Origin of the sequence: Pimelobacter simplex, assembly GCF_900114845.1 — a bacterium.
In the GTDB taxonomy this organism is placed as follows: domain Bacteria; phylum Actinomycetota; class Actinomycetes; order Propionibacteriales; family Nocardioidaceae; genus Nocardioides; species Nocardioides simplex.
Window position 1 is genome coordinate 1138234 of sequence record NZ_FOUK01000001.1, and the last position, 15847, is coordinate 1154080.

Consider the following 15847-nt stretch of genomic DNA (forward strand, 5'->3'; position numbering starts at 1 on the left):
TCAGCCGGTCGCGAGGTTGACCGCGACGACCACCATGGTCGCCGCGATGGCGAGCTCGACGACCTGCCAGGCCCGCGGCCGGGCGAGCAGCGGAGCGAGGAACCGGGCGCCGAAGCCGAGCCCGCCGAACCACAGCACGCTGCCGAGCGCGGCGCCGACGCCGAACCACCAGCGGCCGACGACGTGGCCGCCGTCGTGGGCGGAGGCGATGGAACCGATGAGGAGCAGCGTGTCGAGGTAGACGTGCGGGTTGAGCCAGGTGAGCAGGAGGGTGCGGCCGACCACGCCGCGACGCGTCTCGGCAGGGGCGCCGGTGCCGTCGGCGGCGGTCAGCGACTCGGGGCGGAAGGCGCGGCGGACCGATCCGGCGGCGTACCAGAGCAGGAAGGCGACGCCCAGCCAGCGGACGAGGGCGAGTGCCCAGCCGGTGCGGTCGACGAGGGCGCCGACGCCGGCGACGCCCGCCGCGATGAGGAGGGCGTCGGACACCGCGCAGATGAGGACGACCACGCCGACGTGGGAGCGGAGCAGTCCCTGGCGCAGGACGTAGGCGTTCTGCGCGCCGATGGCGACGATGAGCGTCATCGTGGTGACGAGTCCGGCGAGGGCAGGGGCGAGCACCACTCGAACCTAGGGTCGGTCCGGGGGTGAAGACCAGCGAATGTTCCTACACGAACATTAGCGGCGCTTAACATGAGCCATGCGCTTCGACCCCGCCCAGCTGGAGACCCTCGTCGCCATCACCGAGGAGGGAACCTTCGAGGCCGCGGCCCGGCGCCTGCACGTCACGCCGAGCGCGGTCAGCCAGCGGGTGCGGGCGCTGGAGCAGGCGGCCGGCCAGGTCCTCGTCCGCCGGACGACGCCGGCGACCGCGACTGAGGCCGGGGCGCCGCTCGTCCGGCTCGGCCGCCAGCTGCGGCTGCTCGCCACGGAGGCGGCGGCCACGCTGGGCACGGGCGACGTCGTCGACCTCGCCGTCGCGGTCAACGCCGACTCGCTCGCGACCTGGTTCCGTCCGGTGCTGGCCGACGTCGCCGGACGGCCGGGTACGGCGCTGCGCCTGCACGTCGAGGACCAGGCCTACTCGCACGACCTGCTGCGTGGGGGAGAGGTGCTCGCCGCCGTCACCGACGAGCCCGTCCCGGTGCAGGGCTGCGTGGTCGAGCGGCTCGGCGGGATCAGGTACACCCCGGCGGCCGCCCCCTGGCTCGTCGAGCGCCACCGCCGCGGCCGCGGGATCGACTGGGCGGCCATGCCCCTCGTCGTCTACAACGAGAAGGACCACCTGCAGGACGCCCTTCTCGCCGCCCACGGTGCCGGCCGGCCACCGGTCGTGCACCGGGTGCCGAGCACCGCCGACTTCCACGCCGCTCTGCGCGCCGGCCTGGGCTGGGGGATGCTGCTCGACCCGCAGCTCGACGAGAGCCTCGCTGCCGGGGACGCCGTCCGGCTGCCGGGCGCCCGGCCGGTCGTCGTCCCGCTCTACTGGCAGCGGTGGCGGCTCGACAGCCCGGCGCTCGCCGCCCTCACCGACGACGTACGACGGTCGGCGCGGGCCGGGCTCAGGCGGACCGCGACGACGACGCCGCGTGCGCCCGCTTGACCAGGTCGACGACCGACTCGCCGTGCCCGGTGGTGGTCGTCCGCGCCTGGCGGTCGAGCCAGAGCGCGGCGTCGAGGGCGTCGGAGGCGAGCCGGCGCAGGTCGTCCGAGGCGAGCTCGGCGCCCAGCTCGGGCTCGGTGACGGTCGCGGTGAACGCGCTGTGGTCGCCGGGACCCTCCTGCCACCAGGTGCGGAGGAGGCCGAACCGGGGCCCCTCGTGCAGCCAGGTGCCGGGGTCCTCCTCGGCGTGCTCGGACGCGCTGGTGATGCACCAGGGCGGGCAGTCCGGCCGGTTGTCGTCCCTCTCCATCTCGGTCCCATCGGCAGCCGCGTGCCGGACCTGAGGATCCGCGGCGAAGCGGTCGTTCCGCCGCCGGACATGCCCTAACCTGGCGGTGATGAGCACGGAGCCGGCCGCAGGGCCGGGCGCCGCCGTCACGGTCAACGGAGCCGCCCGGGCGCTCGTCGGCGCCCGGCCGCCGGTCACCGCGCTCGACTGGCTGCGCGGCCTCGGGCTCACCGGCGCCAAGGAGGGCTGTGCCGAGGGGGAGTGCGGCGCGTGCGCCGTCCTCGTCGCGCGGCCCGGCATCGACGCACCCACCGAGTGGACCGCCGTCAACGCCTGCCTGCTCCCGGCCGCCTCGCTCGCCGGCCAGGAGGTCGTCACCGCCGAGGGCCTGGGGACGCCGGCCGCGCTGCACCCGGTGCAGCACGAGATGGCGGTGCGCGGCGGCTCGCAGTGCGGCTACTGCACGCCGGGCTTCGTGTGCAGCATGGCCGCCGAGTACTACCGGCCCGGGCGCGATGGCTTCGACCACCACGCGCTCTCGGGCAACCTGTGCCGCTGCACCGGCTACCGCCCGATCGTCGACGCCGCCGAGGCGCTCGGGGCACCGGACGCCGGCGACCCCCTGGCCGCCCGCACGACGAGCGCCCCGCCGCCCACGCTCCCGCACCACGAGGGCGGGTGGGTGCGGCCGGCGTCCCTCGCCGACGCGCTGGCCCTGCTGGGTGAGCCGGGTGCGGTCGCGATCGCGGGCTCGACCGACCTCGGGGTCGAGGCGAACCTGCGCGGCTCCCGGCCGGGCCTGCTCGTGGCCGTCGACCGGCTCGACGAGCTGCGCGGGCTGACCGTCGCCGACGACGTCGTCGAGATCGGCGCCGCGCTCACGCTGAGCGAGGTCGAGCGCCGGCTGTCGGGGCAGATCCCCCTGCTCGACGCGGTCTTCCCGCAGTTCGCCTCGCGCCCCATCCGCAACGGCGCGACGATCGGCGGCAACCTCGGCACCGGATCGCCGATCGGCGACCTGCCGCCCGCACTGCTCGCGCTCGATGCCGAGCTCGTCCTCGTCTCGCCCGCCGGCGAGCGGGTCGTCCCGCTCACGGCGTACTTCACCGGCTACCGGCAGAGCGTCCTGGCGGCGGGTGAGCTCGTCGCCCGCGTCCGGGTCCCGCTACCGCTCGCCACCACGACGGCCTTCCAGAAGATCGCCAAGCGGCGGTTCGACGACATCTCGTCGGTGGCGGTCGCCTTCGCGCTCGACCTCGACGCCGGCACGGGCACCGTGCGCCGGGCCGCCATCGGGCTGGGCGGCGTGGCGGCGACGCCGATCCGGGCGACCGTGGCCGAGCAGGCGCTGGTCGGCGTACCTTGGAACGCCGAGGGCATCGCACCCGCTGCTGCGCTCCTGGCCGCCGCGGGCACGCCGCTCGACGACCACCGCGCCAGTGCGGCGTACCGGCGGGCGATGCTGGGCCAGGCGCTCCCACGGCTGCTCGCGACGACGGCCGCCGAGGGGGTGCGGTCATGAGCGTCGGCGAGGCCCGTCCGCACGAGGCGGCGGCGCTGCACGTCACCGGGCACGCCCTCTACACCGACGACCTCGTCGTCCGGATGCCGCACGTGCTGCACGCGCACCCGGTCCCGGCGCCGCACGCGCACGCCCGGATGACCCGGCTCGACCCCGGGCCGGCGTACGCGATCCCCGGTGTGGTGCGGGTCCTGACCGCCGCGGACGTCCCGGGCGTCAACGACGCGGGGACCAAGCACGACGAGCCGCTGTTCCCCGGCGAGGTGATGTTCCACGGCCATGCCGTCGCCTGGGTGCTGGGTGAGACGCTCGAGGCCGCCCGGCTCGGGGCCGCGGCGGTCGCGGTCGACTACGACCCGCTGCCCTCGCTCGTCACGATCGCCGACGCGATCGCCGCAGACAGCTTCCAGGGTGCCCAGCCGGTGCTCGCGCGCGGCGACGTCGATGCCGGACTCGCCGCCAGCGCGCGGGTGATCGAGGGCGTCACCGAGCTCGCCGGGCAGGAGCACTTCTACCTCGAGACCCACGCCTCGCTGGCCCAGGTCGACGACGACGGCCAGGTGTTCGTCCAGTCGAGCACCCAGCACCCCACCGAGACCCAGGAGATCGTCGCCCACGTGCTGGGTCTGGCCAGCCACCAGGTGACCGTGCAGTGCCTGCGGATGGGCGGCGGGTTCGGCGGCAAGGAGATGCAGCCCCACGGGTACGCCGCGATCGCCGCGCTGGGTGCGACCCTGACCGGTCGCCCGGTGCGGGTGCGGCTCACCCGGCAGCAGGACATGACGATGAGCGGGAAGCGGCACGGCCTCCACGCGACCTGGCGGGTGGGCTTCGACGACGACGGCCGGCTGCAGGCGCTCGACGCGACGCTGACGAGCGGCGGCGGGTGGAGCCTCGACCTGTCCGAGCCGGTGCTCTCGCGCGCGCTGTGCCATATCGACAACGCGTACTGGATCCCGAACGTTCGCGTGCAGGGGCGGATCGCTCGCACCCACACCACCTCGCAGACCGCGTTCCGCGGGTTCGGCGGCCCGCAGGGGATGCTCGTCATCGAGGACGTGCTGGGCCGTTGTGCGCCGGTGCTCGGGATCGCCCCCGAGGAGCTGCGCCGCCGCAACTTCTACGTCGCGGGCCAGACCACGCCCTACGGGCAGGAGGTGCGGCACGCGGAGCGCATCGACCGCGCGTGGCAGCAGGTGCTCGACACGAGCGAGTTCGCCGTACGCCGCAAGGAGATCGACCGGCACAACAGCCAGAGCCCCCATTCCAAGAGGGGTCTGGCGATCACACCGGTCAAGTTCGGGATCTCGTTCAACTTCACGTCGTTCAACCAGGCCGGCGCGCTCGTGCACGTCTACAAGGACGGCTCGGTGCTCATCAACCACGGCGGCACCGAGATGGGCCAGGGCCTGCACACCAAGATGCTCCAGGTCGCCGCCACCGCGTTCGGGCTGCCGGTCGAACGGGTCCGGCTGGCGCCGACTCGCACCGACAAGGTGCCCAACACCTCGGCGACGGCGGCGAGCTCGGGAGCCGACCTCAACGGCGCCGCCGTGAGAGACGCCTGCCGGCAGGTCCTCGGCCGGCTGGAGCCCGTGCGCGAGCGGCTCGGCGCCGGTGCCGCCTGGGAGGACGTCGTCCGCGCCGCCTACCTCGACCGGGTGCAGCTCTGGGCGGCGGGCTTCTACCGCACCGAGGGGCTCTCCTGGGACGCCGCCACGATGAGCGGCTCGCCGTTCAAGTACTTCGCCTACGGCGTCGCCGCCGCCGAGGTCGAGGTCGACGGCTTCACCGGCGCCTACGACGTGCGCCGGGTCGACATCGTCCACGACGTCGGCGACAGCCTCTCGCCGCTCGTCGACATCGGGCAGATCGAGGGCGGGTTCCTGCAGGGGCTGGGCTGGCTGACGCTCGAGGACCTGCGCTGGGACACCTCCGACGGCCCGCACCGCGGTCGGCTCGCGACGCAGGCGGCGTCGACGTACAAGCTGCCGAGCCTGTCCGAGCTCCCGGCCGACCTGCGCGTCGCGCTGCTCCCGCACGCGACCGAGGACGGCGTGGTGCACGGCTCCAAGGCCGTCGGCGAGCCGCCGCTGATGCTGGCGTTCTCGGTGCGCGAGGCCCTGCGCGACGCCGTCGGCGCGTTCGGCGCCTCGACCGGCTCGACCAGCGGGGTGAGCGTCGAGCTCGCCTCACCGGCCACCCCCGAGGCGGTCTGGTGGGCGATCGAGAAGGTGCGGGGCTGAGTCGTGGACTGGCTGCGCGCCCTCCAGCACCTGCGCGAGAACCGCGTGCCGGCGGTCGTCGTGACGATCAGCGAGGTGCGCGGCCACGCGCCACGGGCCGCGGGTGCCAAGCTCGTCGTCGCGCCCGACGCGGCCTGGGGCAGCATCGGCGGCGGCAACCTCGAGGAGGTCGCCGTGCGCCGGGCCCGGGCACTGCTGAGCAGCGGCCAGAGGGAGGTGCTCACGGAGCGGCACGACCTGACTGACCGGGCGCCCGTCGAGCACGGCGTCCAGTGCTGCGGGGGCGTGGTGGCGCTGCTCTACGAGCCGATCCCGGTCCGGCGCTCGATCGCCGTGTTCGGCATGGGCCACGTCGGGTTCGAGCTGGCGCTGCTGCTCAGCCGGCACGAGGTCGAGCTGCACGTCGTCGACTCCCGCGCGGACGAGCTGACCGACGAGCGGCTCGCCCCGCTGCTCACCGGGCCGGCTGACGTCCGGGTGCACCGGGTGCCGGTGCTGCCCGAGCTGGTCGTCGCGGAGCTGCCGCGGGGGAGCGACGTCCTCGTCCTCACCCACGACCACGCCGAGGACCTCGCCCTTCTCGACGCGCTGCTGCGCTCGGACCTCCCCGGTTCGGTCGGGCTCATCGGGTCGAGCGCCAAGTGGGCGCGCTTCCGCGGCAAGCTCGCCGACCTGGGCCACGACGCCGGCGCGATCGACCGGGTGCGGACGCCGATCGGGGCGCCGGGCGTGCCCGGCAAGGAGCCCGCGGTCATCGCGCTCGCGGTCGCGGTCGAGCTCGTCGGCAGCTGCGCGGATTCCGCGGTTGAGCGCCGTTCCTGACGCCTCTACTTTGTAGGGTCCACGGGCCGACGTGCCCGGCCGCACTGACGCTCCAGCACGCCTGGCCTCCTGTAAGGACTCGGGTCTCTTGAACCAACCTCACCCCGGCACGCCTCCGTACGGACCCCCGCAGGGATGGCCCCCGCCGCCCGGGTCGCCGCCGGTCGGGCCGCCGCCGGGCCGGCGTGGTCCGGGGCGCACGCTCGCCTGGCTGGCGATCGGCCTCGTGCTCGTCCTGGGTGTGATCGCCGTCGTCGCGCTGGTCGTCCGCGGTGACTCCGGTGACTCCGCCGCCTCCGACGACGAGCCCGGCGACAGCGCCCGCGAGACGTCCTGCGCGGCCTACCGGGACGTCGTCCAGAGCTCCGAGCTGTGGGCGGCGGCCGACGCCGACCCGGACCGCCTGCAGGAGATGTACGACGCCGTCCTGGCCGACATCGCGAGCGCCGGCGACGACGAGATCGAGGCGCTGGTGACGGAGGAAGCCACCGTCGTCGTGTCCTACTACCGGGCGCTCGCCGACTGGAAGCAGGAGACCGAGGACGCGATCAGCCGGGGCGAGTACCCCGACTCGAACATCCCGGACGAGATCACCGCCCAGCGCGGCGAGATCACCCGGACGCAGGGCGCCGTCGTCGAGGCGTGCCAGTGACGCAGCGCAGATTCCCCTGGCTGGCCGTCCTCGGTTCGCTCGCCCTGGTCGTGATCCTCGTCGTCGGCCTGGTCGTCGTGCTGACCCAGGGTGGGGACGACGCCCCGGACGACGACCGCCGGAGCGAGACCGGCGCGCTGCGCGACCGCCTGCTCAACGAGGGGCGCGCGGAGCTCCCCACCACCGCGAAGGTCGAGAACGCCGTCCCGGGCTACGACTACACCGAGGCCCTGACCGGCGTCGGCACCGAGGCCGACCTGACGCTCTCCGCCAGCTATGACGACCCGGACACGATCCAGGTCTACGCCGACGCGGCGCTCACCAAGCCGGTGCCGGCGCTCGTCCTGCCGGACCCGACCGCGTCCTCCTCGGAGCCGCGCCTGGCCATCAAGCCGGTCGAGGTGCGGCGCGGGCACATCACGCGCCAGAACGGCCAGGCGAGCGCCACGGTGGCCGACCTCGGCACCTACTGGAACCTCAACCCCGAGGTGTACGTCGTCCAGCAGCTCAATCCCGACGGCAGCAAGCGGGCACGCCCGCTGGTCACCGAGGTGAGCTTCGTCGCCGAGACGCCGTCGCCGGCGCAGGTCGCCGCGACCGTCTCCGCGCAGGGCGACGCGCTCCTCGAGTGGTCGCCGGTCGAGGGAGCGACCGAGTACGCGGTGGTCCTGCAGCAGCGGCGGGGCAGCAACCTCGACGGCACGGTGCGGGTGATCGGGCGCACGACCGAGACGACGTGGTCGTCGGAGGAGACGGCGGTCTGCCGCACGGTCTCCTGCACGCAGAACGAGGCGCTGCGGCTCACCACGGTCGACGCGTCCACCATGGCCTCGAACCCGACCCTCGTGGGGGAGAAGATCGACGCGCGGCTGGGCGTCATCGCGGTCGTGGACCGCAAGCCGTCGGCGCTGGCCCCGGTCGACCTCACCGGCCTCGAGACGCTCCCCGTCCGCTCCGACCGGAAGTGGGACGGCGGCGCCGACATCTGGAACCGCGGCCTGGAGTCCCTGCCGAGCCGCTTCCTGTTCGCCTCGGTCGACGGCTCGACCCGGGCCACCGGCGCCTCCATCGACCGCACCCAGGTGCGCCGCAAGGGCCGCTACTGGGAGGTCCCGCTGCAGGGCGAGGGCACCCGGCTCGTCGAGAACGTCCGGATCCCCGCCGACGCCGTCAAGGACATCGACGCCGAGGTCGCGGCGTTCAACGCCCGGGCCCAGCGGGACTACCCGAAGGCGGGACTGCTGCGGTCGAGCGTCGTGATCGACGTCGACGACCCGAAGCAGCCCAGCCCGGAGCTGCCCGTGCCGAGCTATCCCGTCTTCGGCAGCAACGAGCTGTCGAAGTTCATCGCGGGCCAGCTCATCGCGGGTGCCACCGACATCGACCTCTCGGAGTTCGACGACCAGCCCGGCCTGCCCGACCTCCAGGACGCGTGGCGCGAGGCGGTCTACCAGAACCCCTACGCCCTGGCGTACTTCGACGGGTACTCGTTCGACGGCAGCGTCCTTCACGTCCAGGCGGCCTACACGGCGGCCGAGAAGCAGCGCCGGCAGCAGAAGATCGCGGACCGGGCCAAGGCGATCGTGAAGAGCGAGATCACGGCCGGGATGAGCGTGGCGGAGAAGGTGAGCGCCCTCAACCGCTACCTGGTGAACCAGGGCGAGTACGACGACGCCGCGATCTCCGGGTCGCCGGGGAAGTACCGGTCCGACATCCCGGCCCAGCTCCGCTACGCCTGGGAGCCGGACGGCATCCTGCTCTCCGGCACGGGGGTCTGCATGAGCTACGCCTACGCCTTCGACGTGCTCGCCGAGGAGGCCGGCATCGAGTCGGTGGTCGTCACCGGGGACCTGGCCGACGGCGGTGCGCACGCGTGGAACAAGGTGCGGATCGGCAACAGCTGGCGCGCGGTGGACGTGACGTGGAACGACCCCGAGGGCCGCTGGACCTCGCCGCGCGGCGACCGGTACCTGATGATCCGCGACGCGCAGTTCACCGGCAACGCACTGCGCTCCGAGGACGAGGACTGGATGTCCGACGCCTACCTCCGCGACTACGCCACCCGCTGACCGCAGGATCGAGGACGACGTGAGCAGTCCGTACGCCTACGGGGGCCAGGCCCGCGCCGCGTTCCAGGGCTACTGGGCAGCGCCCGGCGGGTCGGTCCCGGTCTGGCTGCTGGTCGAGGACGGCCGGCTCGCGCTGCTGGCGCCGGGCCAGGGCCTGTCGGGCTACGTCGACGTCTTCCGCGTGCCCGTCTACCAGGCACGGGTCTCCTCGGCCGCGCAGCGCATCACCGTCACCGTCGGCGGGACGTCCTACCCGGTGCTCGCCCGGCCGATCGGGCCGGTCGTCGGCGCGGCACTGGGCGCCGCCGGCGCCGCGGCCGGGCTCGCCGGTGCCGAGCTCGCCCACGGCCGGGCCACGGTGGCCCGGGCAGGCAACCTCGCCGCCGACGCCTCGGCGTTCTCGCGCCAGGGCGGCCCGGCGCTGCTCGCGGCCCTCCGGCAGTCCGGAGCGCCGGTGCGCCGGATCGGCTACGGCCCGCTCCTGGCGATCGGCTTCGCGGTCGGCCTGCTCGTCGTGCTGGTCGTCACGGTCGTGACCGTGGCGGCCATCACCTAGTAGGCCGTGCGCTGCTCGTGGGCGAGCCAGGTGTCGAACGGCCGGGCGGCGTCGTCCGGGCGGACCTGCTCCAGGGCGAGCGTCCACTCCGAGCGGGGCCGCTCGAACAGCTCGTAGAACGCCCGGTCGTCGAAGCCGCCGCGGGCGGCGTCGTCGCGGTCGGCGGCGAAGACCACCCGGTCGAGCCGGGCCCACAGCGCGGCCGACAGGCAGAGGGGGCACGGCTCGCACGAGGTGTAGAGCACGCAGCCCGCGAGCTCGAACGTCGAGAGCGCCGCGCACGCGCCGCGGATCGCCATCACCTCGGCGTGCGCGGTCGGGTCGAGGTCGCGGGTGACCCGGTTCTGGCCGGTCGCCACGACGGCGCCGTCGCGCACGATCACCGCGCCGAAGGGTCCGCCGCCGTCGGACACGTTGGCCGTCGCCAGCTCGATCGCCTGGGCCAGCCAGGTCTCGTCGCTCATGGCGCCATTCAACCCGTTGACGCCACGAGCCGCTCCATGACGACACGAAGCGCGCGGACGACCACCTGCACCGACCGCCGCCGGAGCGTCTCGGGACGCGCGAGGACGTCGATGGTGCGGCTCGTGCTGAGCCCGTGGAGGGGGCGCAGCACCACGTCGTCGTACGGGTGGGGGGAGGTGTAGCGGGGCAGCAGCCCGATCCCCGAGCCGGCGGCGACGAGCGCCGCGACGGCGCCGTAGTCGTTGACCCGGTGCACGACCTCGGCCGGCCGGCTGGCGAGCGCGGCGACGGCGGTGAGGACGTCGTCGGGGGAGTAGCCCACGCGGCTGGTCACCCAGCGCTCGCCGATGACGTCGCGAGGGCGCAGCGTCCGCCTGCGGGCCAGCGGGTGCGCGGCCGGGAGCGCGACGTCGAGCGGCTCCCGGGCCAGGTGGACGACGTGCAGGTCGGCGCCCGGCCAGGGCGGGCTGTGCTCCATGCGGTGCGCGAGCACGAGGTCGTACTGCGCCGTCAGTGCGGGGAAGTCGCTCTGCGCGACGTCCTCGTCGGCGAGCCGGAGGTCAGGGCTGTCGGGGCGGCCGGTGCCGAGCTCGCGCAGCAGGGGGCCGAAGACAGCCTGCCCGGCGCTGTGGAAGCTGCTCAGCGTGACGGTCCCGCCGGCGCGGTCCTCGAACTCCTCGACGGCGCTCTGCGCGGCGGCCATCGCGTCGATGACGCCGGCGCCGGCCCGGGCGAGCTCCACGCCGGCATCGGTGAGGGTGAGCACCCGGCCCTCGCGCCGGGTCAGCGGCGTCGCGAACTGCCGCTGCAGCGCGGCCAGGTGCTGCGAGACGGCCGACGGCGAGACGTGGAGCGCCTCGGCGACGGCGGTGACGCTGCCGAGGGCGCCGAGCTCGCGCAGGATCGTGAGCTGGTGGATCTCCACCCGGGCAACCTACCGTGAAGCGATCACTTAAGTGACCTTGCAGGAAGTGCCCGTTGCTCTGCACGGTCGTCCGGCGCTCCAATGGAGCCATGAAGGCGCTCTTCAAGGCCGAGGCCGGTCCCGGGCTCGCGCTCGTCGACCGCCCGGACCCGGTGTGCGGTCCGGCCGACGTGGTGATCCGCGTGCTCCGCACCGGGATCTGCGGCACCGACCTGCACATCCTCCGCTGGGACGAGTGGGCGGCCGGTGCGGTGCAGGCGCCGCTCACCCCGGGCCACGAGTTCTACGGCGAGGTGGTCGAGGTCGGCCCGCTCGTCGACGACGTCACCGTCGGCGACCGGGTCTCCGGCGAGGGCCACATCGTCTGCGGCACCTGCCGCAACTGCCGCGCGGGCCGGCGCCAGATGTGCATCCGGACCGTGGGTCTGGGCGTCCAGCGCGACGGCGCGTTCGCCGAGTACCTGAGCCTCCCGGCGAGCAACGTCTGGGTCCACCACCCCGACGTCGAGCCCGGCCTGGGCGCGATCTTCGACCCGCTCGGCAACGCCGTCCACACCGCGCTCGCGTTCCCCCTCGTCGGCGAGGACGTCCTCGTCACCGGCTGCGGCCCGATCGGGCTGATGGCGATAGCGATCGCGCGCCACGTCGGCGCCCGCTACGTCGTCGGCACCGACGTCAGCCCGGCCCGCCTCGAGCTGGCCAAGGGCATGGGCGCGGACGCCGTCGTCGACGTGTCGCAGGAGACCGTGCTCGACGTCCAGCGGGCGCTGGGCATGCGCGAGGGCTTCGATATCGGCTTCGAGATGAGCGGCGCCCCGTCGGCGCTGCCGCAGATGATCGACAACATGAACCACGGCGGCAGGATCGCCATGCTGGGCCTGCCCAGTGCGCCGTTCGCGATCGACTGGGGCAAGGTCGTCACGCACATGCTGACCCTCAAGGGCATCTACGGGCGCGAGATGTTCGAGACCTGGAACGCGATGGGCGCGATGCTGCAGTCGAGCAGCACCCTGCGGGAGGCGATCTCCTCGGTGATCTCCGACCGCCTCCCCGCCCGCGAGTGGGAGCGGGGCTTCGAGATCGCGGCGTCCGCCGGGGTCGGCAAGGTTGTTCTGGACTGGACGGAGCTGTGATGTACGGGAACTTCAGGGACCACCTCACCGCCGAGCTCGACGGCATCGAGCAGGCCGGGCTCACCAAGCGCGAGCGCGGCATCCGCGGCCCCCAGAAGGCCGAGATCGTCGCCGACGGCGCCGAGGTGCTCAATTTCTGCGCCAACAACTACCTCGGCCTCGCCGACGACGCGCGGCTGCTCGAGGCCGCGCGCGGCGCGCTCGACGAGTGGGGCTACGGCCTGGCCAGCGTGCGCTTCATCTGCGGCACCCAGGAGCAGCACCTCGAGCTCGAGCGCCGACTCTCCGGCTTCCTCGGCACCGACGACACGATCCTGTACTCGTCGTGCTTCGACGCCAACGGCGGCGTCTTCGAGACGCTCTTCGGTGCCGACGACGCGATCATCTCCGACGCGCTCAACCACGCCTCGATCATCGACGGCATCCGGCTCTCGAAGGCCCGCCGCCTGCGCTACGCCAACCGCGACATGGCCGACCTCGAGGAGCAGCTGACGGCCGCCGCCGACGCCCGGTTCCGGGTCGTCGTGACCGACGGCGTGTTCTCGATGGACGGCTACATCGCACCCCTGCGGGAGATCTGCGACCTCGCCGACAAGTACGACGCCCTCGTCCTCGTCGACGACTCCCACGCGGTCGGCTTCATCGGGGACGGCGGCCGCGGCACGCCCGAGCTGTGCGGGGTCGCCGACCGGGTCGACATCTACACCGGCACGTTCGGCAAGGCCCTGGGCGGCGCGTCCGGAGGCTATGTCTCCTCGCACCGCGAGATCGTCGCGCTGCTGCGCCAGCGCTCCCGGCCGTACCTGTTCTCCAACACGCTCGCCCCCTCCATCGTGGCGGGCACGCTGCGGGCGCTCGACCTGGTCGAGGGCTCGGGCGACCTGCGCGAGCGGCTGCGGGCCAACGCCGCCCTCTTCCGCTCGCTGATGGAGGCCGAGGGCTTCGACCTGCTGCCTGGCGAGCACCCCATCGTCCCGGTGATGTTCGGCGACGCCGCGCTCACCGCGCGGATCGCCGACGAGATGCAGAAGCACGGCGTCTACGTGACGGCGTTCAGCTTCCCCGTGGTCCCGCGGGGCGAGGCGCGCATCCGCGTGCAGCTCTCCGCCGCGCACACCGAGGACCAGGTCCGCCGGTGCGTCGAGGCGTTCGCCGTCGCGCGGGCGGTCGCTACGCCCGCGGGCTGAGGTCGCTGCGGCGCATCGCGAAGATCCAGCGCCGCATCGGGTGCTCGCTCACCGACCAGAACGAGTCGGTCTCGGGCCACCACACCAGGTCCTCGGGGCCGAAGGGGGTCGCGGCCCGGTGCTCGCCGAAGGCGCCCGGGCGGCCGACGTACACCGAGCCGGGCAGGTACGGCGTCCGCGAGCGCGTCATGTAGTAGGTCCCGTCGACCGCGGCGATGCCCTGCATCCGCAGCGCGCCGCGGTCGTCGAGCTCGGGCAGGATGCGTCCGTCGGTGTCCGGGCGGGGCAGGCTCGTCGCCGGGTCGAGCGCGAGCCGGGCGATCCTGCGGCTCTGCTTGCTCGACCCGTACTCGCCGACCAGCAGTGTCGGCTCGTCGCCCGAGCGGTCGACGCTGAAGAACGAGAACCGCAGCCGGCCGACCCCCTCGTCGGCCACCCCCTTGTGCGCGAACCGGACCGGCAGCACGTAGCGGTGCCCGAACGTCTCGTACGGCGACCCGGCCGGCACCCGCAGCACGTCGCCCAGGTGGCAGCTGGAGAACCCCTTCCCGGTGGCCGCGACGTGGAGGTAGTCGCCGTGCCAGACGATGCCGCCCGCATGCACCTTGAGCGGCTTGATGCCCGGCACGCCGTCCACGACCGTCGGCGTGACGAGGAGGATGTGCCCGTAGCGGCGGTGGTGCAGGTCGGCCAGGCTGACCCGCGCGCCCTGCCCCTTCCGGGAGTACCACGACGTCATCAGCACGTCGTGGCCGTGCGCCTCGCGGAAGCCGGTCTCGGCCGACGTCGTGATGCCCTGCGGCCACCACCCGCGGTCGCGCCGGTCCGGCCCCTCCCAGGTGTACGCCTGGCTGACCTTGAGCCCGAGCAGACGCGGCGACGGCGCGAACGTGCGCCGGAGCCGTCCCGGCAGGTCCCGGACCATCCCGGTCACCCCCACGCGGCCGCCGCCGTCGGAGCGCAGCGCCGCGGCCAGGGCGTCGATCTCGTCGCCGTTCTCCGCCGTACGCGTCAGATGCAAGCCGGGCACGGGGTTCACCCTAGGACGTCGCGCCTGGGGGATGATGGACCCGTGAGAGGCATCTTCTTCGACGAGGACGACGCGCGCGCCGCCGCGCTCGTGCTGGTGCGCGGTGGCTTCACCGCCGAGGTCGTCCGCGAGCGGCTGGCCGGCGAGGACGACGACGAGGACCACCCGTGGGCGGTCCTGACCGACGCCCCGGAGATCCAGCTCGAGATGCTGGTCGAGACCTACGAGGGCTGGCTCGACACCGAGGACGACGCCCCCGGTCCCGTCGGCGGCCCGACCGGCACGATGCTGCCGCTGCCCGACGCGCCGAAGCGGATCAAGCGCCCGGAGTGAGTCCGGGGCAGCCGAACGGGCCTTCCTGGCGCAGGTAGGCCTGGGTGAGCACCCTGCGCCCGTCGAAGCCCGTCTCGAGCCTGACGGCGCGACCGTCGGTGGTGATCTCGGCGTCGAGGTCGGTGCCGGTGCGCTCGCCGAACGACGCGAGGCCGTCCTCCAGCGCGGCGGCGTCGGCCTCCGCGCCCCCGTCGGTGTCGAACAGGCGCACCACCCGGACGTCGTCGTCCGCGGGCACGAACAGGCCGATCCCCTCGCCCTTCGCGTCGGGCTCGTCGGCCGGCGCGCACGGGCCGTCCAGCCCGAGCGCGGCGTACTCGAGGTCGCCCTGGTCGTCGGCCTGGTCGAGCAGGTCGCCGAAGCTGCCCTCGTCGGCGAGCGAGTCGGCGTCGTCGTCCACCGCGTCGAGCACCTCGTCGACGGCGGTGCCGGTGACGATGAGCTCCTCGCCGGGCACGAGCGCGAGGTCGAGCGGGGGGATCGGGTAGCGGCCGCCGACGAGGCCGTCCTCGGCGTCGGCGATGTCGGCGTGGAAGACCGGGCGGTCCTTGCTGCCGGAGCGCTCGTAGCCGGCGTCCTCGAGATCGGCGGCGACCTTGTCGAAGTCGAGGTCGTCGGACATCCGCCAGATCCGGGTGAGGCCGCCGTCGCCGGTGCCGACCACCTCCCACTCGACGTCGAAGTCGCTGAACGCCGCCTCCTGCATGGGCGCCAGCCACCGTGAGAGCTCGGTGCCGTAGGCCTCGTCCTTGCTCGCCTCGGCCCAGCGGCGGACGTCGTCCTCGGACGCGCCGGTCGCGAGGTCGTCGAGGTCGAGGCGGTCGGCGATCTTCGCGCGGTCGACGAACTGCACGCTCCGGGTGCCGGCCGGGAGGTACTCGAGGGCCTTCTCGAGCCGCGAGCTGCCGTCGAGCAGTCCGCAGCCGGACAACGTGCTGCCGAGGAGGCCGACGGTGGCGGCGGTGACCGCGATGCGCCCGGGCGAGAAGCTCATGGGGCACATCATTACGCTCGT

At 73.9% G+C, this 15847-nt stretch carries 16 protein-coding genes; 10 read left to right on the top strand and 6 right to left on the bottom strand.

From position 1 onward, the window contains the following. Complete coding sequence (locus BM223_RS05475) at window positions 1–621, bottom strand: LysE/ArgO family amino acid transporter (RefSeq protein WP_038685126.1); 621 nt, start codon at window positions 619–621, stop codon at window positions 1–3. Window positions 622–700: 79 nt separating this feature from the next. Here BM223_RS05475 and BM223_RS05480 point away from each other — a divergent pair, with 79 nt between their 5' ends. Beyond that, on the top strand, window positions 701–1603 hold the full coding sequence (locus BM223_RS05480) for a LysR family transcriptional regulator ArgP (protein WP_038681010.1): 903 nt from the start codon (window positions 701–703) through the stop codon (window positions 1601–1603). Here the strand turns inward: BM223_RS05480 and BM223_RS05485 are convergent. Then, on the bottom strand, window positions 1563–1913 hold the full coding sequence (locus tag BM223_RS05485) for a hypothetical protein (protein ID WP_038681008.1): 351 nt from the start codon (window positions 1911–1913) through the stop codon (window positions 1563–1565). The two genes, BM223_RS05480 and BM223_RS05485, sit on opposite strands and share 41 nt — an antisense overlap. Window positions 1914–2001: 88 nt before the next feature. On the opposite strand from BM223_RS05485, the gene BM223_RS05490 reads away from it, so the two are divergent. From BM223_RS05490 to BM223_RS05515, 6 genes are all read left to right on the top strand, one after another. After that, window positions 2002–3414: a xanthine dehydrogenase small subunit gene (locus BM223_RS05490; protein ID WP_038681006.1), complete on the top strand. Its 1413-nt coding sequence runs from the start codon at window positions 2002–2004 to the stop codon at window positions 3412–3414. Further along, on the top strand, window positions 3411–5660 hold the full coding sequence (locus BM223_RS05495) for a xanthine dehydrogenase molybdopterin binding subunit (RefSeq protein WP_038681004.1): 2250 nt from the start codon (window positions 3411–3413) through the stop codon (window positions 5658–5660). The genes BM223_RS05490 and BM223_RS05495 overlap by 4 nt, the downstream gene beginning before the upstream one ends. Window positions 5661–5663: 3 nt before the next feature. Beyond that, window positions 5664–6482, top strand: a complete 819-nt coding sequence (gene xdhC / locus BM223_RS05500) for a xanthine dehydrogenase accessory protein XdhC (protein WP_038681002.1) — start codon at window positions 5664–5666, stop codon at window positions 6480–6482. A 226-nt stretch (window positions 6483–6708) separates the two neighbouring features. Next, entirely contained in the window at window positions 6709–7134 is a 426-nt protein-coding gene (locus tag BM223_RS05505) for a hypothetical protein (RefSeq protein WP_052138938.1), read from the top strand. Then, the gene (locus tag BM223_RS05510; protein ID WP_038680995.1) at window positions 7131–9203 is read left to right on the top strand and encodes a transglutaminase domain-containing protein; all 2073 of its coding nucleotides are present in this window, start codon (window positions 7131–7133) and stop codon (window positions 9201–9203) included. Before BM223_RS05505 ends, BM223_RS05510 begins: the two co-directional genes overlap by 4 nt. A 19-nt stretch (window positions 9204–9222) precedes the next feature. After that, window positions 9223–9759 (top strand): hypothetical protein, encoded by a 537-nt coding sequence (locus tag BM223_RS05515; RefSeq protein WP_038680992.1) that lies wholly within the window; start codon window positions 9223–9225, stop codon window positions 9757–9759. On the opposite strand, the gene BM223_RS05520 is transcribed toward BM223_RS05515, so the two are convergent. Further along, entirely contained in the window at window positions 9756–10223 is a 468-nt protein-coding gene (locus BM223_RS05520; protein ID WP_038680990.1) for a nucleoside deaminase, read from the bottom strand. The two genes, BM223_RS05515 and BM223_RS05520, sit on opposite strands and share 4 nt — an antisense overlap. Before the next feature lie 8 nt (window positions 10224–10231). Continuing rightward, window positions 10232–11149, bottom strand: coding sequence for a LysR family transcriptional regulator (locus BM223_RS05525; RefSeq protein ID WP_038680987.1), 918 nt, complete (start codon window positions 11147–11149; stop codon window positions 10232–10234). An 89-nt stretch (window positions 11150–11238) separates the two neighbouring features. Here BM223_RS05525 and tdh point away from each other — a divergent pair, with 89 nt between their 5' ends. Then, entirely contained in the window at window positions 11239–12282 is a 1044-nt protein-coding gene (gene tdh, locus BM223_RS05530; RefSeq protein ID WP_038680985.1) for an L-threonine 3-dehydrogenase, read from the top strand. Then, window positions 12282–13469, top strand: a complete 1188-nt coding sequence (locus BM223_RS05535) for a glycine C-acetyltransferase (RefSeq protein WP_038680984.1) — start codon at window positions 12282–12284, stop codon at window positions 13467–13469. The genes tdh and BM223_RS05535 overlap by 1 nt, the downstream gene beginning before the upstream one ends. Here BM223_RS05535 and BM223_RS05540 read toward each other — a convergent pair. Next, window positions 13453–14499 carry a hypothetical protein gene (locus tag BM223_RS05540; protein WP_141267332.1) on the bottom strand — a complete coding sequence of 349 codons (1047 nt, stop codon included), beginning with the start codon at window positions 14497–14499 and terminating at the stop codon, window positions 13453–13455. The genes BM223_RS05535 and BM223_RS05540 overlap by 17 nt on opposite strands. A gap of 42 nt (window positions 14500–14541) precedes the next feature. Here BM223_RS05540 and BM223_RS05545 point away from each other — a divergent pair, with 42 nt between their 5' ends. Further along, window positions 14542–14832, top strand: coding sequence for a hypothetical protein (locus tag BM223_RS05545; protein WP_052138937.1), 291 nt, complete (start codon window positions 14542–14544; stop codon window positions 14830–14832). On the opposite strand, the gene BM223_RS05550 is transcribed toward BM223_RS05545, so the two are convergent. Next, window positions 14816–15826, bottom strand: coding sequence for a hypothetical protein (locus BM223_RS05550; RefSeq protein ID WP_038680978.1), 1011 nt, complete (start codon window positions 15824–15826; stop codon window positions 14816–14818). The two genes, BM223_RS05545 and BM223_RS05550, sit on opposite strands and share 17 nt — an antisense overlap. Window positions 15827–15847 lie beyond the last annotated feature (21 nt).

Excerpts from the sequence above, each read along its gene's own strand:
- BM223_RS05480 (WP_038681010.1), top strand. The coding sequence starts at position 701 with ATGCGCTTCGACCCCGCCCAGCTGGAGACCCTCGTCGCCATCACCGAG.
- BM223_RS05485 (WP_038681008.1), bottom strand. The coding sequence starts at position 1,913 with ATGGAGAGGGACGACAACCGGCCGGACTGCCCGCCCTGGTGCATCACC.
- BM223_RS05490 (WP_038681006.1), top strand. The coding sequence starts at position 2,002 with ATGAGCACGGAGCCGGCCGCAGGGCCGGGCGCCGCCGTCACGGTCAAC.
- BM223_RS05495 (WP_038681004.1), top strand. The coding sequence starts at position 3,411 with ATGAGCGTCGGCGAGGCCCGTCCGCACGAGGCGGCGGCGCTGCACGTC.
- BM223_RS05520 (WP_038680990.1), bottom strand. The coding sequence starts at position 10,223 with ATGAGCGACGAGACCTGGCTGGCCCAGGCGATCGAGCTGGCGACGGCC.
- tdh (WP_038680985.1), top strand. The coding sequence starts at position 11,239 with ATGAAGGCGCTCTTCAAGGCCGAGGCCGGTCCCGGGCTCGCGCTCGTC.
- BM223_RS05535 (WP_038680984.1), top strand. The coding sequence starts at position 12,282 with ATGTACGGGAACTTCAGGGACCACCTCACCGCCGAGCTCGACGGCATC.
- BM223_RS05550 (WP_038680978.1), bottom strand. The coding sequence starts at position 15,826 with ATGAGCTTCTCGCCCGGGCGCATCGCGGTCACCGCCGCCACCGTCGGC.